The organism is Streptomyces sp. TRM68367, from assembly GCF_014495685.1.
Classification (GTDB): domain Bacteria; phylum Actinomycetota; class Actinomycetes; order Streptomycetales; family Streptomycetaceae; genus Streptomyces.
This window is the reverse complement of record NZ_JACTVI010000005.1, coordinates 77611-99027: the sequence shown is the minus strand read 5'-3', so window position 1 is coordinate 99027 and position 21417 is coordinate 77611. Positions and strand designations below refer to the sequence as shown.

Sequence of the window (21417 nt, the reverse complement as noted above, 5' to 3'; positions counted from 1 at the left end):
TGTTGGCAAACAACCGTTGGCAAACGGACGTTGATCAACGGCCGCCGGCCAGCAGAGGCTGACCGGCGACCGTTGGCACCAAGGAGGCCAAGATGAACAACGGCACCGCTCCTACCGTGATCGTCGTCGGATCCGGCCCCACGGGTCTCCTCCTGGCCGGTGACCTCGCCGCCGCCGGCATCCCCGTCACCGTCGTCGAGAAGCGCCCCCACGAGATAAGCAACCTCTCCCGCGCCTTCGTCCTGCACGCCCGCACCCTCGAACAGTTCGACGCACGCGCCCTCGCCGACGACCTGGAGTCGGTCGGCGAGCCCCTCGATCGCGTCCGCCTCTTCGGCCGGCTCACCATGGACCTCGACACCCTGCCCTCCCGCTTCAACCACCTCCTCGTGATCCCGCAGTACGAGGTGGAGACGGTGCTGGAGAAGCGGGCCGTCGAGGCCGGGGTGGACTTCCGGTACGAGACGGAGACGACCGGGCTCACGCAGGACGCGGACGGCGTGACCGTCGAGGTCCGCACGGTCGACGGGCGGGCCGAGGAACTGCGGGCGGCGTACGTCGTGGGCGCCGACGGCATGCGCAGCACCGTGCGCACCGCGATCGGGCTGCCTTTCCCCGGCCGTTCGGTGATCCGCTCCGTCGTCCTCGCGGACGTGCGGCTCGCCGAGCAGCCCGAGTCGCTCCTCACCGTCAACGCCGTCGGCGACGCCTTCGCCTTCATCGCACCCTTCAGCGACGGCTACCACCGCGTGATCGGCTGGCACCGCGGGCGCAACGTCCCCGACAGCGCGCCCCTCGACCTCGACGAGATCAAGGAGATCACCCGGCTCGCCCTCGGCCGCGACTTCGGTATGCACGACGCCCGCTGGATGTCCCGCTTTCACAGTGACGAACGGCAGGTGCCCGCCTACCGCGTCGGCCGTGTCTTCCTCGCCGGAGACGCCGCGCACGTGCACACCCCGGCCGGGGGCCAGGGCATGAACACCGGCCTCCAGGACGCGGCCAACCTCGGCTGGAAGCTCGCCGTCGTCCTCCACGGGCACGCGGCCCCGGAACTCCTCGACACCTACGAGGCCGAACGGCACCCCGTCGGCAGGTCCGTCCTGCGCAGCAGCGGCGGCATCATCCGCCTCGCGATGGCCAAGCGCCCCTGGACGCTGGCGCTGCGCGCGCCCCTGACCGCCTTCCTCGACCACGTACCCGCGGTCCGCCACAAGGCGATCGGCCAGGTCACCGGCATCGGCTTCAGGTACGCCGCTCCCCGGGGCGCCCACCCCCTGACCGGCGCCCGCGTCCCGGACGTCCGCCTCGCCGACGGCGACCGTCTGTACGAGGCGCTGCGCGGCGGCCGGTTCGTACTGATCACGCCGGGCGCGTACGAGGGGCCCGGCGAGGAGCGCCTGACCGTGCGGCACTGGGCGAGCGACCGCCGTACGACCGTGCTGGTGCGGCCGGACGGATACGCCGCGTGGGCGGCGGACGCGGCGGACCCGGTGGCGATCGGGCAGGCGGTCAGGACGCACGTGGGGGCGGCGCAGTCAGCCGTCGTATGACCTGCCGTCCGCTCCTGCCGATCCCCGCAACTCCGCCAGCCGCTCCAAGTCGTCCCGCACCGACGCGCGCTCCTCCTCGGGGAGACGGATCGCGGCGGCCTCGGCGAGCGCGGACTGCGCGGTCGGGCCGTCGCCCAGGCACCCGGCGGCATCCGCGCGGAGTCGAGCAGGCGCACATGCTGTGCCGGTGGCGCTGGCTCACTCTACACCAAGCTAGTCAAAGTTGAATAGATGGCCTGCCCTAGCGTTCCGCGCCCTGTGTGCCGGCCAGCAAGTCCCGTAGCAGGCCCGCCAGTTGGGCGGCCCGTTCGTCGTTCAGGGCAGCGGTCAGTGCCTCCGTCTGGACGGCGAGCCCGGCGGCGGCCGCCTCGTCGATGAGGGGCAGTCCCTTCTCGGTGAGGGTGACCTGGAGCCCGCGGCGGTCATGCGGGTCGGGGGAGCGGCGCAGCAGTCCGGCCCGCTCCAGCTTGTCCAGTCGGCCGGTCATGCCGCCGGTGGTGAGCATCAGCGTGGCCGACAGCTGGCGGGGCGACAGTGTGTAGGGCTCGCCGGAGCGGCGCAGGGTCGCGAGTACGTCGAACTCGCCGCGCGAGATCCCGAACCGGGCGTACGTCTTCTCCAGCCGGTCGCCCATCGCGCGTTCGAGGCGGTGGATCCGCCCGAAGATCTCCATGCCGGCGGTGTGGAGGTCGGGCCGCACGGCCGCCCACTGGTCGATGATCGCGTCGACGGGGTCCTTGCGCCGGGGCGGAGGTGCACTCATGTGCCGAGTATCGGACGCCGGAGGGCCACCCGCAAGAAAGTGGCTTGACGGAAAGTAGCTTGAGGCTAAGCTACTTTCTGCCGACCTACTCGAAGGGTGCCCCGATGCCCGCCAGCCGTCCCGCCCTCATAGAGCGCCGCCGGCGCTCGACGGCCGGGCGACCGCCGGCTACCTCTATCTGGCGCTGGCGAACACGGCGGTCGCGTACTGGCTGTGGTTCCGCGGCATCGGCCGGCTGACCGCCACGCAGGTCACCTTCCTCGGCCCGCTGTCCCCGCTGACCGCGGCGGTCGTCGGCTGGGCGGCACTGGGGCAGGCGCTGACGCCGGTGCAGGTGGCGGGGATGGCACTGGCGTTCGGGGCGACGGTTGTGGGGCAGCTGGGGGCGCGCGGCGCTGTCGTACCCCGAGGATCATTCAGGTCTGCTGAACGGAACGCTCGGGTCCGCGCGGCCGGCTACCCCCGGACGCTTCTCCGTTCAGCTGCCGCAGGCACCCCCCGCCGATCAGGGCAAACCATTTGACGATCAAGAACCACAGTCGCGGAGTCTGTCTGCCCGGCGTTCCGGGAGGTAGCGTGGTAGAGAAGGCCCCTTAAGGAGGGCGATGCGATGCCGTGGTTCGTATGGCTGCTCGCTGCCGCGGCGCTGGGTGCCGCGGAGTTCTTCACCCTGACACTGGTCTTCGGCTTGCTGGCGGGTGCTGCGCTGGTCGCCGCCGTGGTCGCCGGTGTGGGCATCGGCGTTCTCGGCCAGCTCGTGGCCCTCGGAGTAGCGGCGGCAGCGGGCCTCCTGGTCGTCCGTCCCATCGCGTTGCGGCATATGGCACAGCAACCCATCACCCGCGAGGGCAGTGATGCGCTGATCGGTAAACGGGCTGAGGTCATGCAGGAGGTCACCGCGACCCGCGGCCTGATCAAACTCTCCGGCGAAGAGTGGTCCGCCCGCGCCCTCGACGAGAGCCTGGTGATCCCGGTGGGAGCGTTGGTGGACGTCATGGAGATCGAGGGCGCCACGGCCATCGTCTACCCCCGCGAACTCCTTCCATGAACGGCTGAACGCATAGCGACGGAGGCACTGTGGATCCAGTTGTCATCCCCATTCTTGTGGCGGCCATTGTTGTCATCTTCCTCGTGGCCTCCACTGTGCGGATCGTCCCGCAGGCGCGCCGCTACAACATCGAGCGGTTCGGCCGATACCGCCGCACGCTGCAGCCCGGCCTGAACCTGGTCCTGCCGGTGGCGGACCGCATCAACACCAAACTCGACGTGCGCGAGCAGGTCTATTCGTCCGACCCCAGGCCGGTGATCACCGAGGACAACCTCGTGGTGAATATCGACACCGTCCTCTACTACCAGATCACGGACCCGCGGGCGGCGGCCTACGAGGTCGCTGACTACCTGCAGGCGATCGATCAGCTCACCGTGACCACGCTGCGGAACGTCATCGGCAGCATGGACCTGGAGGAGACGCTCACCTCGCGTGAGGAGATCAACTCCCGGCTCCGCGCCGTCCTCGACGACGCCACCGGCAAGTGGGGCATCCGGGTCAACCGCGTCGAGATCAAGGCCATCGATCCACCGCACACCATCAAGGAAGCGATGGAGAAGCAGATGCGGGCCGAGCGTGACAAGCGCGCGGCCATCCTGCACGCCGAAGGGGAGCGGCAAGCCAAGATCCTCACCGCGGAGGGCACGAAGCAGAAGGACATCCTGGAGGCACAGGGCACGCAACAAGCCATGATCCTGCGGGCGGACGGCGAGGCAAAGGCGGTGGAGCGCGTCTTCCAGGCCGTCCATCGCAACAATGCCGACCCGAAGGTCCTGGCCTACAAGTACCTCGAGACGCTGCCGCACTTGGCGAGCAGCGACAACAACACGTTCTGGGTGATCCCGGGGGAGCTGACCGAGGCTGTTCGGACCGTCACCCGTGCGTTCGGTGATGAGTCGGCGGCGGGCCCTCACCCACCCGCGCAACCTGAGGAAGCAGCCATCGCCGGCGCTGAGGACACGTCCGACGCAGGCCGGACCCCGGCGCTCGAGGCAGGCTCGACGGATTCGCTCGACTCGGCCACGGCTGCTGACGAGGCCGTGAAGCAGGCCGCCGCCGCGGTGAGCGACGCCAAGGCGGAGGCCGAGGCCGCGAAGTCGCCCCAGGTGCCGCGCCGGGGGCGGACGTCCGGCGACTCCTGACCACAGGAGCGGGGTGTCCGGTGCGCTTCTGACCGGACACCCCGCTCACGTATGGCTACTGCCCGGCCGCCGAGTCCGCCGCCTGGGCCTTCAGCGCCCGTTCCACGCCCGCCCGCGACTCCGAAACCAGCCGTCGCAGGGCGGCGTTGGGCTCCGCGGAGGCGAGCCACGCCTCCGTCTTGTCCAGGGTCTCCTGCGATACCTGGATCGACGGGTACAGGCCGACCGCGATCTGCTGCGCCATTTCGTGGGAGCGGGACTCCCAGATGGTCTTGACCACCTCGAAGTACCTGTCCGTGTACGGGGCCAGCAGCTCGCGCTGGCCGGTCTGGACGAAGCCGGAGATGACCGCTTCCTGGACGGCGTTCGGGAGCTTGTCGGAGTCGATGACCGAGGCCCACGCCTCCGCCTTGGCCCCGGGGGTCGGGCGGGCGGCCCGGGCCGTGGCCGCGTGGCGCTCGCCGGCCGCCGTCTTGTCGCGGTCGTATTCGGCCGCGATCTCCGGCTCGTCGAAGCGGCCGACCGCCGCGAGGCGCTGTACGAACGCCCAGCGCAGCTCCGTGTCGACGGCCAGGCCCTCGATGGTCTGCGAGCCGTCGAGCAGGCCCGTGAGGAGGTCCAGCTGCTCCGGCGTGCGGGCCGTCGCCGCGAACGCGCGTGCCCACGCCAGCTGGTGGTCGCCGCCCGGGGCGGCGGCCCGCAGGTGCTCCAGCGTGGCGTCCGTCCAGCGGGTCAGCAGGGACTCGCGGGCGGCGGGGTCGGCGTACAGCTCGACCGCGAGCTTCACCTGGCGGTGCAGCGACTGCACGACGCCGATGTCGGACTCCTTGCCGATGCCCGACAGGACCAGGGACAGGTAGTCGCGGGTCGCGAGCTCCGCGTCGCGCGTCATGTCCCACGCGGACGCCCAGCACAGCGCGCGCGGCAGCGACGCCTCGAAGTCGCCCAGGTGCCGCGTCACGAAGGCCAGGGACTTCTCGTCCAGGCGGACCTTGGCGTACGACAGGTCGTCGTCGTTGAGCAGGACCACCGCCGAGCGGCGCCTGCCCGTCAGCTGCGGTACGGCGGTCAGCTCGCCGTCGACGTCCAGCTCGATCCGCTCGTCGCGCACCAGCTTGCCGCTGTCGTCATCGAGTTCGTACAGGCCGACCGCGATGCGGTGGGGGCGCAGCGTCGGCTCGCCCTTGGCGCCGGACGGGAGTGCCGGGGCCTCCTGCCGGATGGAGAAGGACGTGATGACGCCGTTGCCGTCCATCTCGATCTCCGGGCGCAGGATGTTGATGCCGGCCGTCTCCAGCCACTTCTTCGACCACGTCTTCAGGTCGCGGCCGGAGGTCTCCTCCAGCGCGCCCAGCAGGTCGGACAGGCGCGTGTTGCCGTACGCGTGGCGCTTGAAGTACGCCTGCACGCCCCGGAAGAACTCGTCCATGCCGACGTACGCGACGAGCTGCTTCAGCACGCTCGCCCCCTTCGCGTACGTGATGCCGTCGAAGTTGACCAGCACGTCGTCGAGGTCGCCGATCTCGGCCATGATCGGGTGCGTGGACGGCAGCTGGTCCTGGCGGTACGCCCACGTCTTCATGGAGTTCGCGAACGTGGTCCACGAGTGCGGCCAGCGCGACTCCGGCGCGTACGCCTGGCAGGCGATGGACGTGTACGTGGCGAACGACTCGTTCAGCCACAGGTCGTTCCACCACTCCATGGTGACCAGGTCGCCGAACCACATGTGGGCCAGCTCGTGCAGGATGGTCTCCGCGCGCACCTCGTACGCCGCGTCCGTCACCTTCGACCGGAACACGTACTGGTCCCGGATAGTCACCGCGCCCGCGTTCTCCATCGCGCCCGCGTTGAACTCCGGCACGAACAGCTGGTCGTACTTCTTGAACGGGTACGCGTAGTCGAACTTCTCCTGGAACCAGTCGAAGCCCTGCCGGGTCACCTCGAAGATCGCGTCCGAGTCGAGGTACTCGGCGAGCGAGGGACGGCAGTAGATGCCGAGCGGGACAGTGCGGCCGTCCTTCTCGTACACGCTGTGCACCGAGTGGTACGGGCCCACGACGAGCGCCGTGATGTACGTCGAGATGCGCGGCGTCGGCTCGAACTCCCAGACGTTGTCCTTCGGTTCGGGCGTCGGTGAGTTGGAGATGACCGTCCAGCCGTCCGGCGCCTTCACGGTGAACTGGAAGGTGGCCTTCAGGTCCGGCTGCTCGAAGGACGCGAACACCCGGCGGGCGTCCGGCACCTCGAACTGGGTGTAGAGATAGGCCTGGTTGTCCACCGGGTCGACGAACCGGTGCAGACCCTCGCCGGTGTTGGTGTACGCGCAGTCGGCGACCACGCGCAGAACGTTGCGGCCCTCCAGCAGCCCCGGCAGGGCGATCCGCGAGTCCTTGAAGACCTCGGCGGGGTCGAGGGCGTCCCCGTTGAGGGTCACCTCGTGGACGGTCGGGGCCACCAGGTCGACGAAGGACTCGCCGGTCCCGGCGACCCCGAAGCGCACCGTGGTCACGGACCGGAAGGTGCCGCCCTCCTGCGCGCCGGAGAGGTCGAGATCGATCTCGTACGAGTCAACGGTGAGCAGCTTCGCCCGCTGCTGTGCCTCTTCGCGAGTCAGGTTTGTGCCAGGCACGCGGTCATCTCCTCGATATGTGTCGGTTGCGTCATCCTTCCACGGGACCTGTGGACAACGCGATGTCCGTTTGCCGCCGGTCGGCGGGCCGGACGGGCGCGAGCCTGGAGCCATGACGAAGTACCTCGCACGGCCCATTGATCCGACGGTCCTGAAGGAACTGCGCTCTGCTGACGATGCGGGACGCGAAATGGTTCCGTGCCGTCTCCGCGTCCCGCTGCCACACCAGGCCGAGGTGCTGGGCCTCGGTGCCGGCCTGGCGCTGCTCGCGCTGGCGGCCGTGCCGTACGCCGGGCGCGCGAAGGGGGCCGCCACCGCAGTGCGCTGACGGCCCCCGGATGCGGTGTGTCAGCCGCTCAGCTCAGCCGCCACCAGCTCGGCGATCTGTACGGCGTTCAGTGCCGCGCCCTTGCGGAGGTTGTCGTTCGAGACGAACAGGGCGAGGCCGTTGTCGACGGTCTCGTCCTGGCGGATGCGGCCGACGTACGACGGGTCCTGGCCGGCCGCCTGGAGCGGGGTCGGGACCTCGGCGAGGACGACGCCCGGGGCGCCGGCCAGCAGTTCCTTGGCGCGCTCGGCCGTGATCGGGCGGGCGAAGCGGGCGTTGACCTGGAGGGAGTGGCCGGTGAAGACGGGCACGCGGACGCAGGTGCCGGAGACCTTCAGCTCGGGGATCTCAAGGATCTTGCGGGACTCGTTGCGGAGCTTCTGCTCCTCGTCGGTCTCGTTCAGGCCGTCGTCGACGACCGAGCCCGCCATCGGCAGGACGTTGTACGCGATCGGCGCGACGTACTTGTCCGGCTCCGGGAAGTTCGCCGCGGCGCCGTCGTGGGTCAGCTTGGGCGCGTCGTCGCCGACCTTCTTGACCTGCTCGAACAGCTCCTCGACGCCGGCGAGGCCCGAGCCGGACACCGCCTGGTAGGTGGCGACGACCAGCGCTTGAAGGCCCGCCTCCTCGTGCAGCGGCTTCAGCACCGGCATCGCGGCCATCGTCGTGCAGTTCGGGTTGGCGATGATGCCCTTGGGGCGGTCCGCGATCGCGTGCGGGTTCACCTCGGAGACGACCAGCGGAACCTGCGGGTCCCGGCGCCACGCCGAGGAGTTGTCGATCACGACCGCGCCCTGGGAGGCCACCTTCTCGGCCAGCGCCTTGGAGGTCGAGCCGCCCGCCGAGAACAGCACGATGTCCAGGCCGGAGTAGTCGGCCGTTGTCGCGTTCTCCACCGTCACGCCGTCCAGGACCGTCCCCGCCGAGCGGGCCGAGGCGAACAGGCGCAGCTCCGTCACCGGGAAGTTCCGCTCGGTGAGGATCCTGCGCATGACCGTGCCGACCTGACCGGTGGCTCCGACGATTCCGACCCTCACGGCGACTCCCTCTACGACTCTCTGCGTCTGTTGTGCGTGCGTTTTGCTTGGCCGAGGCTTTTCCATCATGCGGCCCACACCGGCCGGGCTGTCCACTTCTTTGACCGCGGCGCCCGAGGAATGGGACAGGACAGCGCGCCGGGCGGTTGCGGACATTCGGCGTCCACCCTGCTGAGCTGGAGAAATTCAGCCACCTGCGGGTCGGTGCCGCAAGCTCGCCTGCCCACCGCCGCCCGGCCCACACGGCGGTGTGACGTACGCCTCTGTCCGCGCCGCGAAACCGCGCCGAACCGCGCCGAACGTTTCGGCCCGCGCCGGCGTCATAGGGGAAACGCGGCGAGGGGAGGGTGGCTGTGCTGCGCAGAACGGCCCGCCGTGGCCAGGGGGACGTGCGCGACGATCCTCTGGACGCGGCCCAGGAACGCCGGGTGCGGGCGGTGCTCGCCCTCGGCGGCGTGCCGCAGGCGGACCTGCTGGACGGGGTGCAGCAGGTCCGCCTGCGGCTGCTGGAACGGGCGGCGAGCGGACGCGAGGCGCCGCGGGACGTCTCGGCGTGGGCGGCGGTCGTCGCCTCCAACCTCGCCATGGACTGGCACCGGGCCAAGCGCCGCCAGGAGCAGCTGGGGGAGCGGCTCGCCGCCCTCCGCCGGCTCGAACATCCCTCCGGCGAGGACACCAGCCTGCTGTCCCTCGCCGTCGCCCAAGGCCTCGACGAACTGCCCGACACCCAGCGCCAGGTCGTCGTCCTGCGCTTCTACGCCGACCTGCCGGTGCGCTCCATCGCCGAGGAGCTCGGCATCCCGGAGGGCACCGTCAAGAGCAGGCTGCACACGGCGGTCCGGGCCCTGCGCGCCCGCCTGCACGAGGACGAGGTGGTGTGACATGCCCGCCGAGCACGACGGCTACGACGGCGCCGACCCGCTGATGTCCGTGATCACGGACGAACCCCTGACCGAGGCCGCCCGCACGGACCCCGTTCTTCTCGCCGAGCACCGCACCGCCGCGGCCGACGTGGCCCTGCTGCGGGACCAGCTGGGGATCATCGGACGGGCCCTCGGTGAGCCCGCCGCGGCTCCGCACCCCGCCCCCGTACGAGCGCCCCGGCCACGGCGCCGGCGCCGCCCGCTCGCCCTTGCCTTCGGTACTCTGGCCGTGGCCTGCGCCGGTGCGCTGGTGGCCGGCCTGGGCTGGCTGGTGGTCCAGGCCGGGAGCGGCCACGACGACGCGGGGGGCGCGAGCGCGACGTCGGACTCCAGGTCGGACTCCAGGGAGGCCGCCGGCACCCTCTTCGGCAACCCCCGCTACCTCGCCTGCGCCCGCCTCGTCGCCGAGGGCACGGTCACCGACGTCCAGCAGGTGCCCGGCACGGAGCAGGAACGGATCACGCTGGGCGTGACCCGCTCCTACAAGCCGGAGCCGGAGCCGAAGCCGGACAAGGCCGAGGACACGGTGACGTTCGTACAGGACATCGACGCCCGCCCCCGCCTGCGCGAGGGTGACCGCGCCCTGGTCGGCATCCCCCGGAACGCGGCCACACCGGACGCGGTGTTCGTCGGCGAGCGGAAGATCGCCCCCGAGCGGGCGTGGATCACCCGGTCCCTGCCGGAGTCCCGCACGCTCTCCTGCGCATGAGAAAAGGCGGGCGCCCATCCGGACGCCCGCCCAGCAGCCGCAGGACGACTACAGCAGCCGTAGAAGGCTACGACAGCCGTAGAGGGCTACGGCACAACCTTCTCGATCACCACACTGCCCACACCCGCGACCGTCCCGCGCGCGTTCTCCAGCTGGACCTGCCCGAAGAACGCGCGTCCCTCGGGCGCCTCGGCCGCGGCGACCACCTCGGCGGAGACCGCCGCGGACTCGCCGGTGCCGAGCTGCACCGGGGTGCCCGCGACCTTCACCTCGCCGAGGGAGGCGGAGAAGAACACGTCGCGGTAGTCGTACGCCGTCGAGCCGGCCGGCACCGAGTAGCCGACGACCTCGATCGTGTACGTGCCGGCGACCGGCTTGGCGATGGACACCGACTCCTCCGAGTCACCGTCGGCGGAGCTGGCCACCTGCTCGCCGGACGCGTCGTACACGGCCAGGTCCAGGTCGGCGGCGGCGTCCGAGACGTTGCCGATGGCGACGTCCAGCGACGCGGCGCCGGCGGGCACCTCGACCGTGGTGGTCTGCGTCGCGCCCTGGGCGATGGTCGGGCGGGTCGTCCTGGACGAGCCGAGGGGGCCGCCGGTCAGCTTGCCGTCGACGGCGGCGAGCTGGTTCGTCACCTTCCAGGAGGCGGCGACCGGGGTGCCGACCTTGGCCTCGGGCACGGTCACGACCTCCGGGTCGAAGGCCACGCCCAGGACGGCGACGTCCAGCTTGTAGGGGTTGTCGAGCAGCGGCGACGTACGGCGCGACTCGACCTCGATCTCCCACACGCCCGGCTGCGGGTTGTCGTACGAGCGCAGGTCGGGGCGGCAGGTGTTGGCCGGGTTGGCGTAGTTCGGGTAGCAGTTGATCGTCGACGTCGGGTCGCTCGGGACGCCGTAGGGGTGGATCGAGATGAACCGGGTCTGGCTCTTGTCCTTCAGCCTGCCGAGCGCGACCTCCAGCGTCTTCGCGCCCTCGGGGACGGTCACGAAGTACGACTGCGTGCTGTTGCGCTGCACGGAGTCCGACGCGGTGAAGGTGTGGGCGACGGGGGTGGAGACCACGACCGTGGTGAGGACCTGCCGGTCGATGCCCTCGGTCTTCGGGTCGTCGACCTCCAGGATCGCGCTCTTGAGGCCCGCGAACTTCGGCGCGGCCTCGACGCGGACGGTCACCGGCTTGTTCAGCGGCAGTTTCACCTCGTCGGAGCCGACGATCCGGAAGGTGCGGCCGGCGTTGTTCTCGAAGTGCAGCTCGTGCCGGATCGCCTTGTCGGCGCCGGACGTACGGGTGATCGTGATCTCGTACGTCTTCTTCTGGCCGGACTTCAGGCCGCCCTCGCGGTCGTACAGGCCGGTGCCCTTGCCCGGGGTCTTCAGGAACTGGTCGAGCGCGGTGTCGACCGGGGCCTGCACGGCGTAGGTGTGCGCGGTGGCGTCGTCGCGGATCGCCTTCCAGGCGTCCACGATGTTGATCCGGCCCGCGCCCTCCTCGTAGGCCTGAACTCCCTTGATGTGGTCGGCCGTCGAGGTGAGGGCCGTGCGCAGGGTGGCCGGGGTGAGGTCGATGCCCTTCTGCTTGGCGGCGCTCAGCAGCAGCGCGGAGGCGCCGGCGGCCTGCGGAGACGCCATCGAGGTGCCCTGGAGCATGCCGTACCCGGCGGGCAGCTGGTAGCCGGCCTCGGCGACCGGGGCGCCCGGCAGCCAGGTCTGGATGGTGTTGATCGCGGCGCCGGGCGCGACCAGCGTCGGCGTGAACCCGCCGTCCTCACGCGGGCCGCGCGAGGAGAACGGCAGCATCGCGTACTTCTTCCGCACGCCCGAGCCGTAGTTGGCGGCCCAGGTCTCCTTGGAGATGGACGCGCCGACCGAGATCACCTTGTCGGCCAGGGCCGGGTCGCCGATGGTGTTGGCACCGGGACCGGAGTTGCCGGCCGAGATCACCAGTTGGACGCCGTAGGTGTCGATGAGCCGCGTGTACAGCTCGGCGCGCGCGTTGTTGCCGTTGTTCAGCGCCGGCAGGCCGCCGATCGACATGTTGACGATGTCGACGCCGCGGTTGACGACCAGGTCGATCATGCCCTCGGTCAGGGCGACGTTGGTGCAGCCGCCGGACCAGGTGCAGGCGCGGGAGGAGACCAGCTTGGCGCCCGGAGCGGCGCCGTCCATCCTGCCGCCGAACAGGCCGTTGGCGGCGGTGATACCGGCCACGTGCGTGCCGTGCTCGGACTCGATGACACCGATGTTGACGAAGTCGGCCTTCGCGCCCGCGGGGTTGTAGACGACGTCCTTGCGGATCTCCACCACGAACGGCTGCCGCTCGGCCACGTCGGTCGACGGGGCGTCCGTGCCGAAGTACCCGACCTGGAAGCCGTCCTTGTACGGCTTCATCGGCGCGTCGTCGCCGAAGTCGTGGTTGTCGTTGAGGTCGACGCGGACCGTGCCGGCCGCCGCGTCGTACAGCACGCCCCAGTCGTCGGACTTGTCGCCGTCGCGGTTCGCGTCGCCCGCGGCGTCACCGCCGGTGGTGTACGACTCCTTGAAGGTGCTGATCCGGTACGAGCCCGCCGGCGCCGTCCAGGTGCTGCCCTCGAAGGTGAAGGTGGGGCCGGATACCGAGGTCAGCATGGGGCGCCAGGTGCGGTCGGCGTCGACGACCGGGTCGGTCGCGGTCACCCAGTCGACGATCTTCCGCTCGCCGGTGGTGGTCTTCTGCAGCGCCGGGTGGCCCAGGTCGACGCCCGAGTCGAGGATGCCGATGGTGACCCCGCGGCCGTCCGCCTTCGGGTTCTTCTGCACGAAGTCGACGGCGCCCGTCTCGAAGGACGGGTTGTACGGGTTCTCGGCGGGGGTCTTCCTGCCCGGCGCCGGGTAGCTGCCCGTGGCCGCCCGGTCGGCGCCCTTCGCCGTGTCCGCGCTCGGCGTCGGGTCGTCCAGCGGGATCTCCTCGCGCAGGTCGATGCCGTGCACGGAGGAGAGCTTCGTGGCGGCGGCGATGGCCGCGTCCGCCCGTGCGGTGGGGACCGTGGCGCGGACGTAGCCGAGCTTGTCCTGGGTCCGGCCCACCGTGCCGCCCCGCACCGCGTCCAGCTGCGCGGCGACCTGTTCGGTCTGCCCGGGCGCGGTGGCGACCATCATCGTGACGTTCTTCTCGCCCTCGGCCTTGGCCTCGGCGAGCAGGTCCGCGTCGTCGGAACCGAGCTTGTCGTGCGCGGACTTGGCGGTCGCGTCGGCCGGGGCGGAGGGGCCGTCGGCGGCGAGGGCCAGGGGTATCGGTCCGGCCGCGGAGAGCGCGGCCACCAGACCGGCGGCCACGGCTATGCGCGCCACGCGTCTCGTGCCGGGTATCGGATCGCGCTGGGGGGTGAGGGTCATCGGCATCCCTTGTGCGTAAAGGAACGTATGAAAGCGACCGGAGCCGATCGGCTCCGGCCGCGTCGGTCCGGAAGACGATCCCGGACGATCGCACAGCCTTGCGCAAGGGACGGATGTTTGGGAAGAGTTGACCGAAACGAGATGGGCGCATGGGGAAAACCCGCTACGGCACCCTCGGTGCGCCGGTCCCGAATGCAAGAAAAACACCCCGCACTTCGGGCATGTCCGGGATAAGTTCCCCGGGTGCGCCAGAAGTTGAGGGTGGCGGCCTACGCCATTTGTGTCCGTGACGGTCAGGTCCTGCTCGCCCGCTCGCCGGGCCTGGACGGCGGGCCGCCCGAGTGGGTGCTGCCCGGCGGCGGCATGGAGCACGGCGAGGATCCCCACGACACCGTGCTGCGGGAGGTGACGGAGGAGACCGGGTACCGCACCGAGGTCACGGAACTGCTCGGCGTGGACTCCATCCGCCGGGTGACCCCCGGCCGGTTCGGGCGGCCCGTCGACCGCCAGGGCGTGCGGCTCCTCTACGAGGTCCGGGTCGTCGGCGGCGAGCTGCGCCACGAGGTCGGCGGCTCCACGGAGCTGGCCGCATGGCAGGACCTGGACGCGGTACCCGGGCTGAACCGGTTGCCCCTGGTCGACGTGGGGCTCCGGCTGTGGCGGGAGCGGCCGGCTGCGGGGCGGGTGGCGGCCGACGAGGGGCAGGCCCCCGGGAAATAGGTTCAGTACCCCCGAAGATGAACCCTGAGTGACCGGCTCCCGGCCGTTCGGCGAGCGGTCATGGACGCGCAGGGTAGCCCGAGATCCACGTACGGTGATCGGCGCTGCGCGTTGCCGCCGCGTTCACACGCAGGTCATCCCCGGTGTCAACGATCCAGTACGAGCGGAACGTTCGCGTCAGCGAGCGCACCGCGACCACTGCCGACGCGTTCGCACTCGGGGAGACAAGCGCCATGTCGCGCACACGCTCAGTCGCCGATTCCGCACCGGGAATCCACCGTCGCACCGTCCTCGCCGCCACCGGAGCGGTGGCCCTCTCCGCCGGCGTCGGCTACGCCCTGCGGCCCAGCGACAGCCAGGCCGCCACCACCACCGGCACCGCCGACGCCCCGGTGGCCTCCTCCCGAAAGGCGCCCCCCGCGCCGCTCGCCCCCTACACCCGCGGCACCACCCTCGCCTCGGTCTCCGCCCCGCGCGGCAGCTCCGGCTACCGGCGGCTGGGCGACGGGCCCGGCTGGGAGCGGGTGGTGCGCGACGAGCTGGCCGCGCCCAGGTCCGGCCGCGCCGGCCGCCGTACCGCCCTCGCGGCCTTCGTGCAGCTCACCGACCTGCACATCATCGACGCGCAGCACCCGCTGCGCCTGGAGTACCTGCGCTCGACCGACGTGCACGCCTGGCGGCCGCACGAGGCGCTGACCGTGCAGGGCGCGATCGCGCTCGTGGAGCGGATCAACGCGCTGCGCGGCGCGCCCGTCACCGGCGCCCCGCTGCACTTCGCCATGACGACCGGCGACAACACGGACAACAACACCAGGTCCGAGCTGGACTGGTTCCTCAAGGTCATGAGCGGTGGCCGCATCACCCCCAACACCGGGGACCCGCGGCACTACGAGGGCGTGCAGAACAGCGGCCTGAAGCTGTACTGGCAGCCGGACGAGGCCGCGCGCGACGCCGACAAGCAGGCCGGCTTCCCGCACCTGGACGGCTTCCTGGCCGCCGCGATCCGCGAGGTGCGCAGCCCCGGCCTCAACCTGCCCTGGTACTCGACCGTCGGCAACCACGACTCGATGCCGCTCGGCTGCTACGCCTCGCACGGCGACTCCTACCTCACCGAGGCGGCCGTCGGCGGGAAGAAGCTGATGAGCCTGTCCGCGGCCGAGGCGAAGAAGCTCCAGGACGCCATCAAGGACGCCAAGGACCCGGCGGGCGTCCAGTACCACCAGTTCCTCAAGACCCACGCCCGGGACATGCGCTCGGTCACGCCCGACGAGAAGCGGGCCCCGTTCACCCCCACCGAGTACCTGAAGGCCCACCTGGACCCGGCGTACCGGGGCCTGGGCCCGGCCGGCCACGGCTACTCCTCCGCCAACCTCGACGCGGGCACCCAGTACTATGCCTTCCGCGTCGCCGACGACGTCATCGGCATCAGCCTGGACACCACCAACTCCGCCGGGCACTACCAGGGTTCCCTCGGGGAGGGCCAGCTCCGCTGGCTGGAGCGCACGCTGCGCGACAACAAGGACTCGTACGCGATCGTGTTCAGCCACCACACCAGCACGTCGATGGACAACACCCTCCCCGACCCGGCCCGCCCGGGCGAGCGCCGCGTGGACGGCGACGAGCTCCTCGCCCTGCTCGGCCGCCACCGCAACGTGCTGGCCTGGGTCAACGGCCACATTCACCGCAACGACATCACCGCGCACACCGGCGCCGACGGCCACTCCTTCTGGGAGATCTCCACCGCCTCCCACGTCGACTTCCCCCAACTCGCGCGCATCATCGAGCTGGTGGACAACAAGGACGGCACCCTCTCCCTCTTCACCACCCTGGTGGAGTCCTCGGCCCCGCACCGCACCGACTTCGCCGACCTCTCCCAGACCGGCCTCGCGTCCCTGTACCGCGAGCTGTCCCTCAACGCGCCGGGCGCCAGCACGGAGCTGGGCGGCAAGGCGCGCGACCGCAACACCGAGCTGCTGCTGAAGAAGGGGTCAACTACCCGTCACTAAAGTGACGGGCTTGCACAACGGGCACCACTGGGTGTGATGCTGCGTTTGCGTCCAGCCCCACCCCTGCGCGTGCGCTCCGGTGGTGGGACGGGGGCCGTTGACTGGGCCCCGCGTCGCCACAACTCCCAGGCACGGGCCTGGATGTTGCGGGAGCCGTTCCGGTCCGCGTGATCAACGAATCCGCAGTTCCGGCACGCAAACCAGGCCTGCGAGACCCGGTTCGCCCTGTCGATGTGCCCGCACTCGGCGCAGGTGCGGGAGGTGTACGCCGGATCGACGTACACCACCGGCACACCGGCCTTGCGGGCCTTGTACGCGATGAACGCCCCCAGCTGAGCGAACGACCAACTGGAGTGGGCGGCCCGTTGGGGCTTGCGAAGCCGTACCCGCTCGCGGATGCCCGTCAGGTCCTCCAGGGCAATACCGCGACCGGTGCGTTCTGCCTCGGCCACCACATGTTTCGCGATCTTGTGGTTGATGTCCTTGGCCCGTCGCGCCTCCTTGCGCCTGCGCTTCTTCAGCCGGCGCTTGGCGGACGGGGTGTTCTTCTTCTGCAGCTTGCTGCGCAGCTGTCGTTCACGGACCCGGCCTCTGTTGAGCTCGCGCCCGGCCATGATCTCGCCGTCGGACGTGGTGGCGATGTTCACGATGCCCAGGTCGATGCCGAGGAAGTCCACCGGATCGGTGTTCAGCGGCGCCTCGGGCACCTCACAGGTGGCATTGAGAAACCACATGCCATCCCGGCACACCAGATCGGACTCGCCCTTCCGGTGCAGAGCCAGGGCGGCCAGCTGCTCCGGGGATGCGGTGAACGCCACGTCCTTGATCCGCCCGGCCGTCGTCCAGATCGAGACCCGCCGCTCGGCGATCTGCCAGGACAGCATCCGGTCGTCATACGGCTGCGCCCCATTCGGCCGGAAGACGACCGGCTTCTCCACCGCCCGCCGGTACCTCTTCGAGTCCCGCCTGCCCAGGTTCCCGGCCTTCAGATTGGCCTTGAGCGCGGCGTACGCGTCACACGTCTTCTTGATCACATGCTGGGCCGCCTGCGCCCCCAGCCCCCACTGCGCCTTCACCTCGTCGTAGGCGAGCCTGCGCAGCGCGAAATTGCTCTTCACACCCTGCTCGAAGGCGACCTGACTGGCCCAGGTCGCCGCCTCGTTGCAGGCGCGCAGGGTCGCCTCAAGTGCCGTCGCCTGTACGGGCGCCGGCAAGAGCCTCACCTGCACGACCAGCTTCATGATCCCGACCGTACACGCCAGTGCGAGACACCCCCACATGTTCGTAGCCGTTCATCCCATCGAGCGAATCCGGTCACATTTCGGGATACTCCCGCGACCCTCAACCCGGAACCGAAGGCTCGGCACCCGGCCGCTCCTCGGCCGGTCAACCGCAGTGATACCGCGGCGCTCCGCGCCCCGGCCGCCAGGATGCGATTCCTCCCGGGGCTGAAGCCCCGGGGTTCCTCGCAAAAATCCGCTGAACAACCCCCGTACGGGCGGTATCTGGGCGATCCTGGCAGAGAACCTGAGAACCTGCCAGGAACGCACCCGGCCCCGCACCGCCGTGGAAAGGCCGTACCGCCCCGTGAAGATCGATATTTTCAGCGATCTCCCGGACCCCGGCCCTGGGGCGACGACCACGAGCACCGCCGCCTCGGCCAGGCGATCGAGCAGGCGGTGCTCGCGGACGAGCTGGGTTACGGCTGCTGGTGGCAGGTCGAGCACCACGGGGCGCAGGAGGCGGCGGGGGCTGACCCGAACGCGGCCCCGCTCGTCATCGCCCGCATCCTCCAGGGCGAACGTGTCCCCGACGACGAGATCTACCGTGCCCTCACCGCCCAGGACTCCCTCATCGTGGGCAGCCCCGACACCTGCCGCAGGAAACTCCGCGCCTACGCCGACCTGGGCATCGACCGCCTGATGTGCTTCCAGCAGGTGGGCGCGCTGCCGCAAGAGGCTGTGCTGCGCAGCATGCGGCTGATCGGGGAGTTGATTCCGGAGTTCGACGGGTGACGCGGAGGTGTCGAGGCCTACTCCTCGTCCTGGGTGATGTGCGTGATGAAGGCCGTCCAGGTGGTAGAGGGCAGGAGGAGGGCGGGGCCGGTGGGGTTTTTGGAGTCGCGGATGGCTATGGCGGCGGGATGGAGGTGGGCGGCCTCGACGCAGTTCTGGCCCGCGTCGCTGTAGGAGGACTTGAACCAGGAGTGCTCGGGGGCGATTTCGGGTGCGGTGAGGCGCGGGCGCATGGGTCTACAGCTCTCGTTGTAGTTGGTGGAGGAACTCGGGGGTGTCCTCGGGAGGCAGCGCTGATGCTGCCATGGCGTCGAACCGACGGGTGAACCGGTCGACCTCACGGGGTTTGTCCGAGGTGGAGACGGAACCCCATGCACTGTCGGTCTGGACGCGCGGCGGAAACTCGTTGCCGAAGTCGAGGAGCGCGAAGTCGTTGATGGAGCGGTAGCTGGGGCGGAACGGCAACACCTGGATGGTTACCTGGTCCCACTTGGACAACTCCTCCAGTCGTGCGAACTGTTCGCGCATGACGTCGACGCCCCCGATCGGATACCGCAGGGCGGCTTCACCCAGGATGACGTGCAGCTTGACGGGGTTCTCCCGGGTCAGCACCTCCTGGCGCTTCATCCGTAGCTCCACGTTATTTCGGATGAACTCGGTTGTGTACTCCTCGATCGGCTTCTGCACCTCGTGGACGGCACGTGCGTAGCGCTCGGTCTGGAGCAGGCCGTACACCAGTGTCGGGTGGTACGCCTTCATGGCCTGGGCCTCCGGCTCAAGCCCGACGAACCCTGGCATCCCCGCAGGCATGAGCCCTCGGTACTGGGTCAGCCAATCTTGCTGGTTGGACTCACGGTTGAGGTTGATCAGCGAGTCGATGACCTCCTCGTCGGTGACGCCGTACCTGGCGAGCAGCTTCCGTAGGTCACCGACGTAGCGGAAGTTGAGGGAGCCGGTCTCGATGCGTTGCAGGGATGCCTCGGAGATCCGCAGCCCTTGGACCGCCTGCCTGCGAGTCAGCCCGATTCCGTGGTCCGTGTCGCAGTTCTCGCGCAACTGACGGAGTTGCAGACCGAGTTCGAGTCGTTGCGCCGTACGCCCGCGCTTTGCAGCCATGTGCACCGCCTTTGTGCTCCAGCACGTTGCGCTTGTTGCCGTGTGCAGAGTGTGACACCCCGTGTGCGGCTCGCGCAGGCGATTGCGCAGATTCGGGCATAGTCCAAATTCGCCACCGCTGAATTTTCAGGGCATGTTCGATTGTGGCCACATAAGCACGACGAACACGCTGGTTGGGTAGCCCACACACGGAAGGGATCTCGATGCCCAACCCCGCCCCCAACCTCCCGCCCTCCTCACCCACGACTGGTCCATGGGCTACCCCATGACCCTCCGCGGCGTCCGTCTCGCCCGGCTGCACGCCCGCCGCAGACTCACGATGTGGAACTGGACCGGCGACATCGACGACGCCGTACTCGTCACCTCGGAGCTGGTCGCCAACGCGGTGGTGCACGGCAGGTTGCCCGGACACGAACTGTGGCTGCGGCTGGCCGTGTTGGAGGACGATGGGCTGTCTGTCGAGGTGTCGGACCCGGTGCGGATGTTCCCGAAGATCCGAGAGGAGCCCGGCGAGGAAGGCGGCCGGGTCTCCTGGTCGTGGCCCGTATCGCCGAGGAACTGGACTGGTTCCTGCGCGCGGAGGTCGGCAAGACCGTACGCGCACGTCTTGGTGGCGGTACGTAGGTGTCCCGACCGTCTGCCGGCCACCCGCCTTTCCGGGCCGCTCGCTCAACGGTCACTTCGTCATCAGGGGCGCCCGTATGCCGCGCACGTGCGAGGAGGGGCCGCCGGTGGCTCCCGGCGGCCCCTCCTCTCCCCTCCTGGTGTCAGCCCGGTCCGTCGCTACCGGGGCAGCACCACGACATACGCCGCCGGGTCCCGGTCGGCCGACGCCATGAGGGCCGTGCGGATCACCGTCGCCTGCTGTTCCGGCGAGTCGCGCAGCTTCTTCGGGGTGGTGTGGACGACCGTGATGCCCAGGCGCTCCAGGTGCTCGCGCTTGCGGGTGTACTCCGTCCACAGGGCGTCTTCGTCCTGGCGGTCCTCGGGGCGGTCCTCGTGGCGGTCGCGCGGGGCGCGGGTGTCGAGTTCGAGGGCGACCGCCTGGTCCGGCCAGTAGGCGTCGAGGCCGCCGAGGTGGGGGCCGCCGGGCAGGCGGAGGTCGACGTTCCAGACGGGGTCGGGGAGGCCGTAGGCGCGGACCATCTCGTAGAGGCGGTCCTCCGCGATGGCCCGGCCCTCGGCGAGCAGGGAGTCCACGGCGTCCACGACGTGCGGCCGGCTCAGCAGTCGCGCCTGGTTCAACGCCCGTACGACGGCCGACGGTTCGCAGTGACCGCCGCGCACCGCCTCCGTCAGCAGCCGGCGCACCGCGCCCGCGTCCTGAAGACCCGCCACCGCGTCGGCCAGGGCGCGCGGCACCGGGGCCACCGGCAGACCGGTCACCTGGTCCGGCCTGGGCAGCGCGGGCGTGCGGACGATCCGCGCGCAGCCGGTGGAGCGCAGCCGGCGCAGGCGGGGGACCAGGACGTCGATCGTGTCCAGGGACAGCAGCGGGGGAGCGGAGGAGAAGCCGTGCAGGGTGAGGGCGGCCAGGCCGGTGATCATGGCCTCCGCGTAGGCAGAGGGGAGGCCCTGCGCGCCCGGCTGGGCGGGGACCGAAGCCGTCCGCTCCCGTGCCGCGTACATCAGCACCGCGTGCAGCCGTTCCTCGTTGGTCGGCGGACCGGGGTGGAGCAGGACGACGCCCGGCAGCAGCTGCTGCCAGGGGCCGCCGGCGCGGCACTGCTCGGCCGCCTCGGCGGCCGTCACGCCGTGTTCGCGCAGCTGCGCTGTGGTCATCATCCGGCGGTGACCGTCGGACAGTTCGTGCAGGGGGCGGGGGGAGAGCGGGGTGTTGTGGTGGTTCATGACCCGCACGTTCCCGCGCCTGGTCCGGCCCTTAACCGCTGTTACAGGGTCGTCGACAAATGCGGACAAGGAGGAACTAAAGGACGCTTGTTCGGATGCCGAAAGCCCCTGGTCCGTTTGGGGGACGGCCAGGGGTTACGACCGCGAGAGCACTCATCTTGTAACGACGGCGGAACGCCCAAACCATGGCCAGAGGCCGG

17 protein-coding genes and 1 pseudogene are annotated in these 21417 nt (G+C 70.3%); 10 read left to right on the top strand and 8 right to left on the bottom strand.

The window, feature by feature from the left end; translation table 11 throughout:
* The first annotated feature begins 92 nt into the window (after positions 1 to 92).
* Positions 93 to 1553: an FAD-dependent monooxygenase gene (locus tag H8R17_RS05685; RefSeq protein ID WP_187822021.1), complete on the top strand. Its 1461-nt coding sequence runs from the start codon at positions 93 to 95 to the stop codon at positions 1551 to 1553.
* Between the two features lie 241 nt (positions 1554 to 1794).
* Here the strand turns inward: H8R17_RS05685 and H8R17_RS05680 are convergent, their stop codons facing one another.
* Positions 1795 to 2316 (bottom strand): MarR family winged helix-turn-helix transcriptional regulator, encoded by a 522-nt coding sequence (locus H8R17_RS05680; protein ID WP_187822020.1) that lies wholly within the window; start codon positions 2314 to 2316, stop codon positions 1795 to 1797.
* Positions 2317 to 2449: 133 nt separating this feature from the next.
* Between H8R17_RS05680 and H8R17_RS49080 the strand changes: the two are divergent.
* From H8R17_RS49080 to H8R17_RS05665, 3 genes and pseudogenes are all read left to right on the top strand, one after another.
* Positions 2450 to 2839, top strand: a pseudogene (locus H8R17_RS49080) (DMT family transporter); the annotation flags it as partial.
* 87 nt (positions 2840 to 2926) lie between these two features.
* Positions 2927 to 3364, top strand: coding sequence for an NfeD family protein (locus H8R17_RS05670; protein ID WP_187822019.1), 438 nt, complete (start codon positions 2927 to 2929; stop codon positions 3362 to 3364).
* A 29-nt stretch (positions 3365 to 3393) separates the two neighbouring features.
* Positions 3394 to 4506 carry an SPFH domain-containing protein gene (locus tag H8R17_RS05665; RefSeq protein ID WP_187822018.1) on the top strand — a complete coding sequence of 371 codons (1113 nt, stop codon included), beginning with the start codon at positions 3394 to 3396 and terminating at the stop codon, positions 4504 to 4506.
* Between the two features lie 55 nt (positions 4507 to 4561).
* Here H8R17_RS05665 and pepN read toward each other — a convergent pair whose 3' ends face one another.
* Complete coding sequence (gene pepN / locus H8R17_RS05660; protein ID WP_187822017.1) at positions 4562 to 7135, bottom strand: aminopeptidase N; 2574 nt, start codon at positions 7133 to 7135, stop codon at positions 4562 to 4564.
* A 112-nt stretch (positions 7136 to 7247) separates the two neighbouring features.
* Here pepN and H8R17_RS48560 point away from each other — a divergent pair, with 112 nt between their 5' ends.
* The gene (locus tag H8R17_RS48560; protein ID WP_316959318.1) at positions 7248 to 7463 is read left to right on the top strand and encodes a hypothetical protein; all 216 of its coding nucleotides are present in this window, start codon (positions 7248 to 7250) and stop codon (positions 7461 to 7463) included.
* A gap of 20 nt (positions 7464 to 7483) precedes the next feature.
* Here H8R17_RS48560 and H8R17_RS05650 read toward each other — a convergent pair whose 3' ends face one another.
* On the bottom strand, positions 7484 to 8500 hold the full coding sequence (locus tag H8R17_RS05650; RefSeq protein ID WP_187822016.1) for an aspartate-semialdehyde dehydrogenase: 1017 nt from the start codon (positions 8498 to 8500) through the stop codon (positions 7484 to 7486).
* A 347-nt stretch (positions 8501 to 8847) separates the two neighbouring features.
* Between H8R17_RS05650 and H8R17_RS05645 the strand changes: the two genes are divergently transcribed.
* Positions 8848 to 9381, top strand: coding sequence for an RNA polymerase sigma factor (locus H8R17_RS05645; protein WP_187822015.1), 534 nt, complete (start codon positions 8848 to 8850; stop codon positions 9379 to 9381).
* A gap of 1 nt (position 9382) precedes the next feature.
* Positions 9383 to 10132 carry a hypothetical protein gene (locus tag H8R17_RS05640; RefSeq protein WP_187822014.1) on the top strand — a complete coding sequence of 250 codons (750 nt, stop codon included), beginning with the start codon at positions 9383 to 9385 and terminating at the stop codon, positions 10130 to 10132.
* A gap of 86 nt (positions 10133 to 10218) precedes the next feature.
* On the opposite strand, the gene H8R17_RS05635 is transcribed toward H8R17_RS05640, so the two are convergent.
* The gene (locus tag H8R17_RS05635; RefSeq protein WP_187822013.1) at positions 10219 to 13509 is read right to left on the bottom strand and encodes a S8 family serine peptidase; all 3291 of its coding nucleotides are present in this window, start codon (positions 13507 to 13509) and stop codon (positions 10219 to 10221) included.
* Between the two features lie 243 nt (positions 13510 to 13752).
* Between H8R17_RS05635 and H8R17_RS05630 the strand changes: the two genes are divergently transcribed.
* The gene (locus H8R17_RS05630; RefSeq protein WP_187822012.1) at positions 13753 to 14229 is read left to right on the top strand and encodes an NUDIX hydrolase; all 477 of its coding nucleotides are present in this window, start codon (positions 13753 to 13755) and stop codon (positions 14227 to 14229) included.
* 233 nt (positions 14230 to 14462) lie between these two features.
* Positions 14463 to 16235, top strand: coding sequence for a TIGR03767 family metallophosphoesterase (locus tag H8R17_RS05625; RefSeq protein WP_187822011.1), 1773 nt, complete (start codon positions 14463 to 14465; stop codon positions 16233 to 16235).
* Here the strand turns inward: H8R17_RS05625 and H8R17_RS05620 are convergent.
* Complete coding sequence (locus tag H8R17_RS05620; protein WP_187822010.1) at positions 16232 to 17476, bottom strand: RNA-guided endonuclease TnpB family protein; 1245 nt, start codon at positions 17474 to 17476, stop codon at positions 16232 to 16234. The two genes, H8R17_RS05625 and H8R17_RS05620, sit on opposite strands and share 4 nt — an antisense overlap.
* 438 nt (positions 17477 to 17914) lie before the next feature.
* Here H8R17_RS05620 and H8R17_RS05615 point away from each other — a divergent pair, with 438 nt between their 5' ends.
* The gene (locus H8R17_RS05615; RefSeq protein WP_223124681.1) at positions 17915 to 18250 is read left to right on the top strand and encodes a hypothetical protein; all 336 of its coding nucleotides are present in this window, start codon (positions 17915 to 17917) and stop codon (positions 18248 to 18250) included.
* A gap of 17 nt (positions 18251 to 18267) precedes the next feature.
* Here the strand turns inward: H8R17_RS05615 and H8R17_RS05610 are convergent, their stop codons facing one another.
* The 3 genes from H8R17_RS05610 to H8R17_RS05600 all read right to left on the bottom strand — a co-directional run bounded on the left by H8R17_RS05610 (position 18268) and on the right by H8R17_RS05600 (position 21217).
* Positions 18268 to 18483 carry a DUF397 domain-containing protein gene (locus tag H8R17_RS05610; protein WP_187822009.1) on the bottom strand — a complete coding sequence of 72 codons (216 nt, stop codon included), beginning with the start codon at positions 18481 to 18483 and terminating at the stop codon, positions 18268 to 18270.
* A gap of 4 nt (positions 18484 to 18487) precedes the next feature.
* Positions 18488 to 19366, bottom strand: a complete 879-nt coding sequence (locus H8R17_RS05605; protein WP_187822008.1) for a helix-turn-helix transcriptional regulator — start codon at positions 19364 to 19366, stop codon at positions 18488 to 18490.
* Between the two features lie 783 nt (positions 19367 to 20149).
* Entirely contained in the window at positions 20150 to 21217 is a 1068-nt protein-coding gene (locus tag H8R17_RS05600) for a hypothetical protein (protein WP_187822007.1), read from the bottom strand.
* Positions 21218 to 21417: the final 200 nt, after the last annotated feature.

What these genes read in the sequence shown, in the direction of transcription:
- H8R17_RS05600 (WP_187822007.1), bottom strand. Translation starts at nt 21,217, where the DNA reads ATGAACCACCACAACACCCCGCTCTCCCCCCGCCCCCTGCACGAACTG.
- H8R17_RS05635 (WP_187822013.1), bottom strand. Translation starts at nt 13,509, where the DNA reads ATGACCCTCACCCCCCAGCGCGATCCGATACCCGGCACGAGACGCGTG.
- H8R17_RS05640 (WP_187822014.1), top strand. Translation starts at nt 9,383, where the DNA reads ATGCCCGCCGAGCACGACGGCTACGACGGCGCCGACCCGCTGATGTCC.
- H8R17_RS05625 (WP_187822011.1), top strand. Translation starts at nt 14,463, where the DNA reads ATGTCGCGCACACGCTCAGTCGCCGATTCCGCACCGGGAATCCACCGT.
- H8R17_RS05670 (WP_187822019.1), top strand. Translation starts at nt 2,927, where the DNA reads ATGCCGTGGTTCGTATGGCTGCTCGCTGCCGCGGCGCTGGGTGCCGCG.
- H8R17_RS05680 (WP_187822020.1), bottom strand. Translation starts at nt 2,316, where the DNA reads ATGAGTGCACCTCCGCCCCGGCGCAAGGACCCCGTCGACGCGATCATC.
- H8R17_RS05685 (WP_187822021.1), top strand. Translation starts at nt 93, where the DNA reads ATGAACAACGGCACCGCTCCTACCGTGATCGTCGTCGGATCCGGCCCC.
- H8R17_RS05605 (WP_187822008.1), bottom strand. Translation starts at nt 19,366, where the DNA reads ATGGCTGCAAAGCGCGGGCGTACGGCGCAACGACTCGAACTCGGTCTG.
- H8R17_RS48560 (WP_316959318.1), top strand. Translation starts at nt 7,248, where the DNA reads ATGACGAAGTACCTCGCACGGCCCATTGATCCGACGGTCCTGAAGGAA.
- H8R17_RS05620 (WP_187822010.1), bottom strand. Translation starts at nt 17,476, where the DNA reads ATGAAGCTGGTCGTGCAGGTGAGGCTCTTGCCGGCGCCCGTACAGGCG.
- H8R17_RS05610 (WP_187822009.1), bottom strand. Translation starts at nt 18,483, where the DNA reads ATGCGCCCGCGCCTCACCGCACCCGAAATCGCCCCCGAGCACTCCTGG.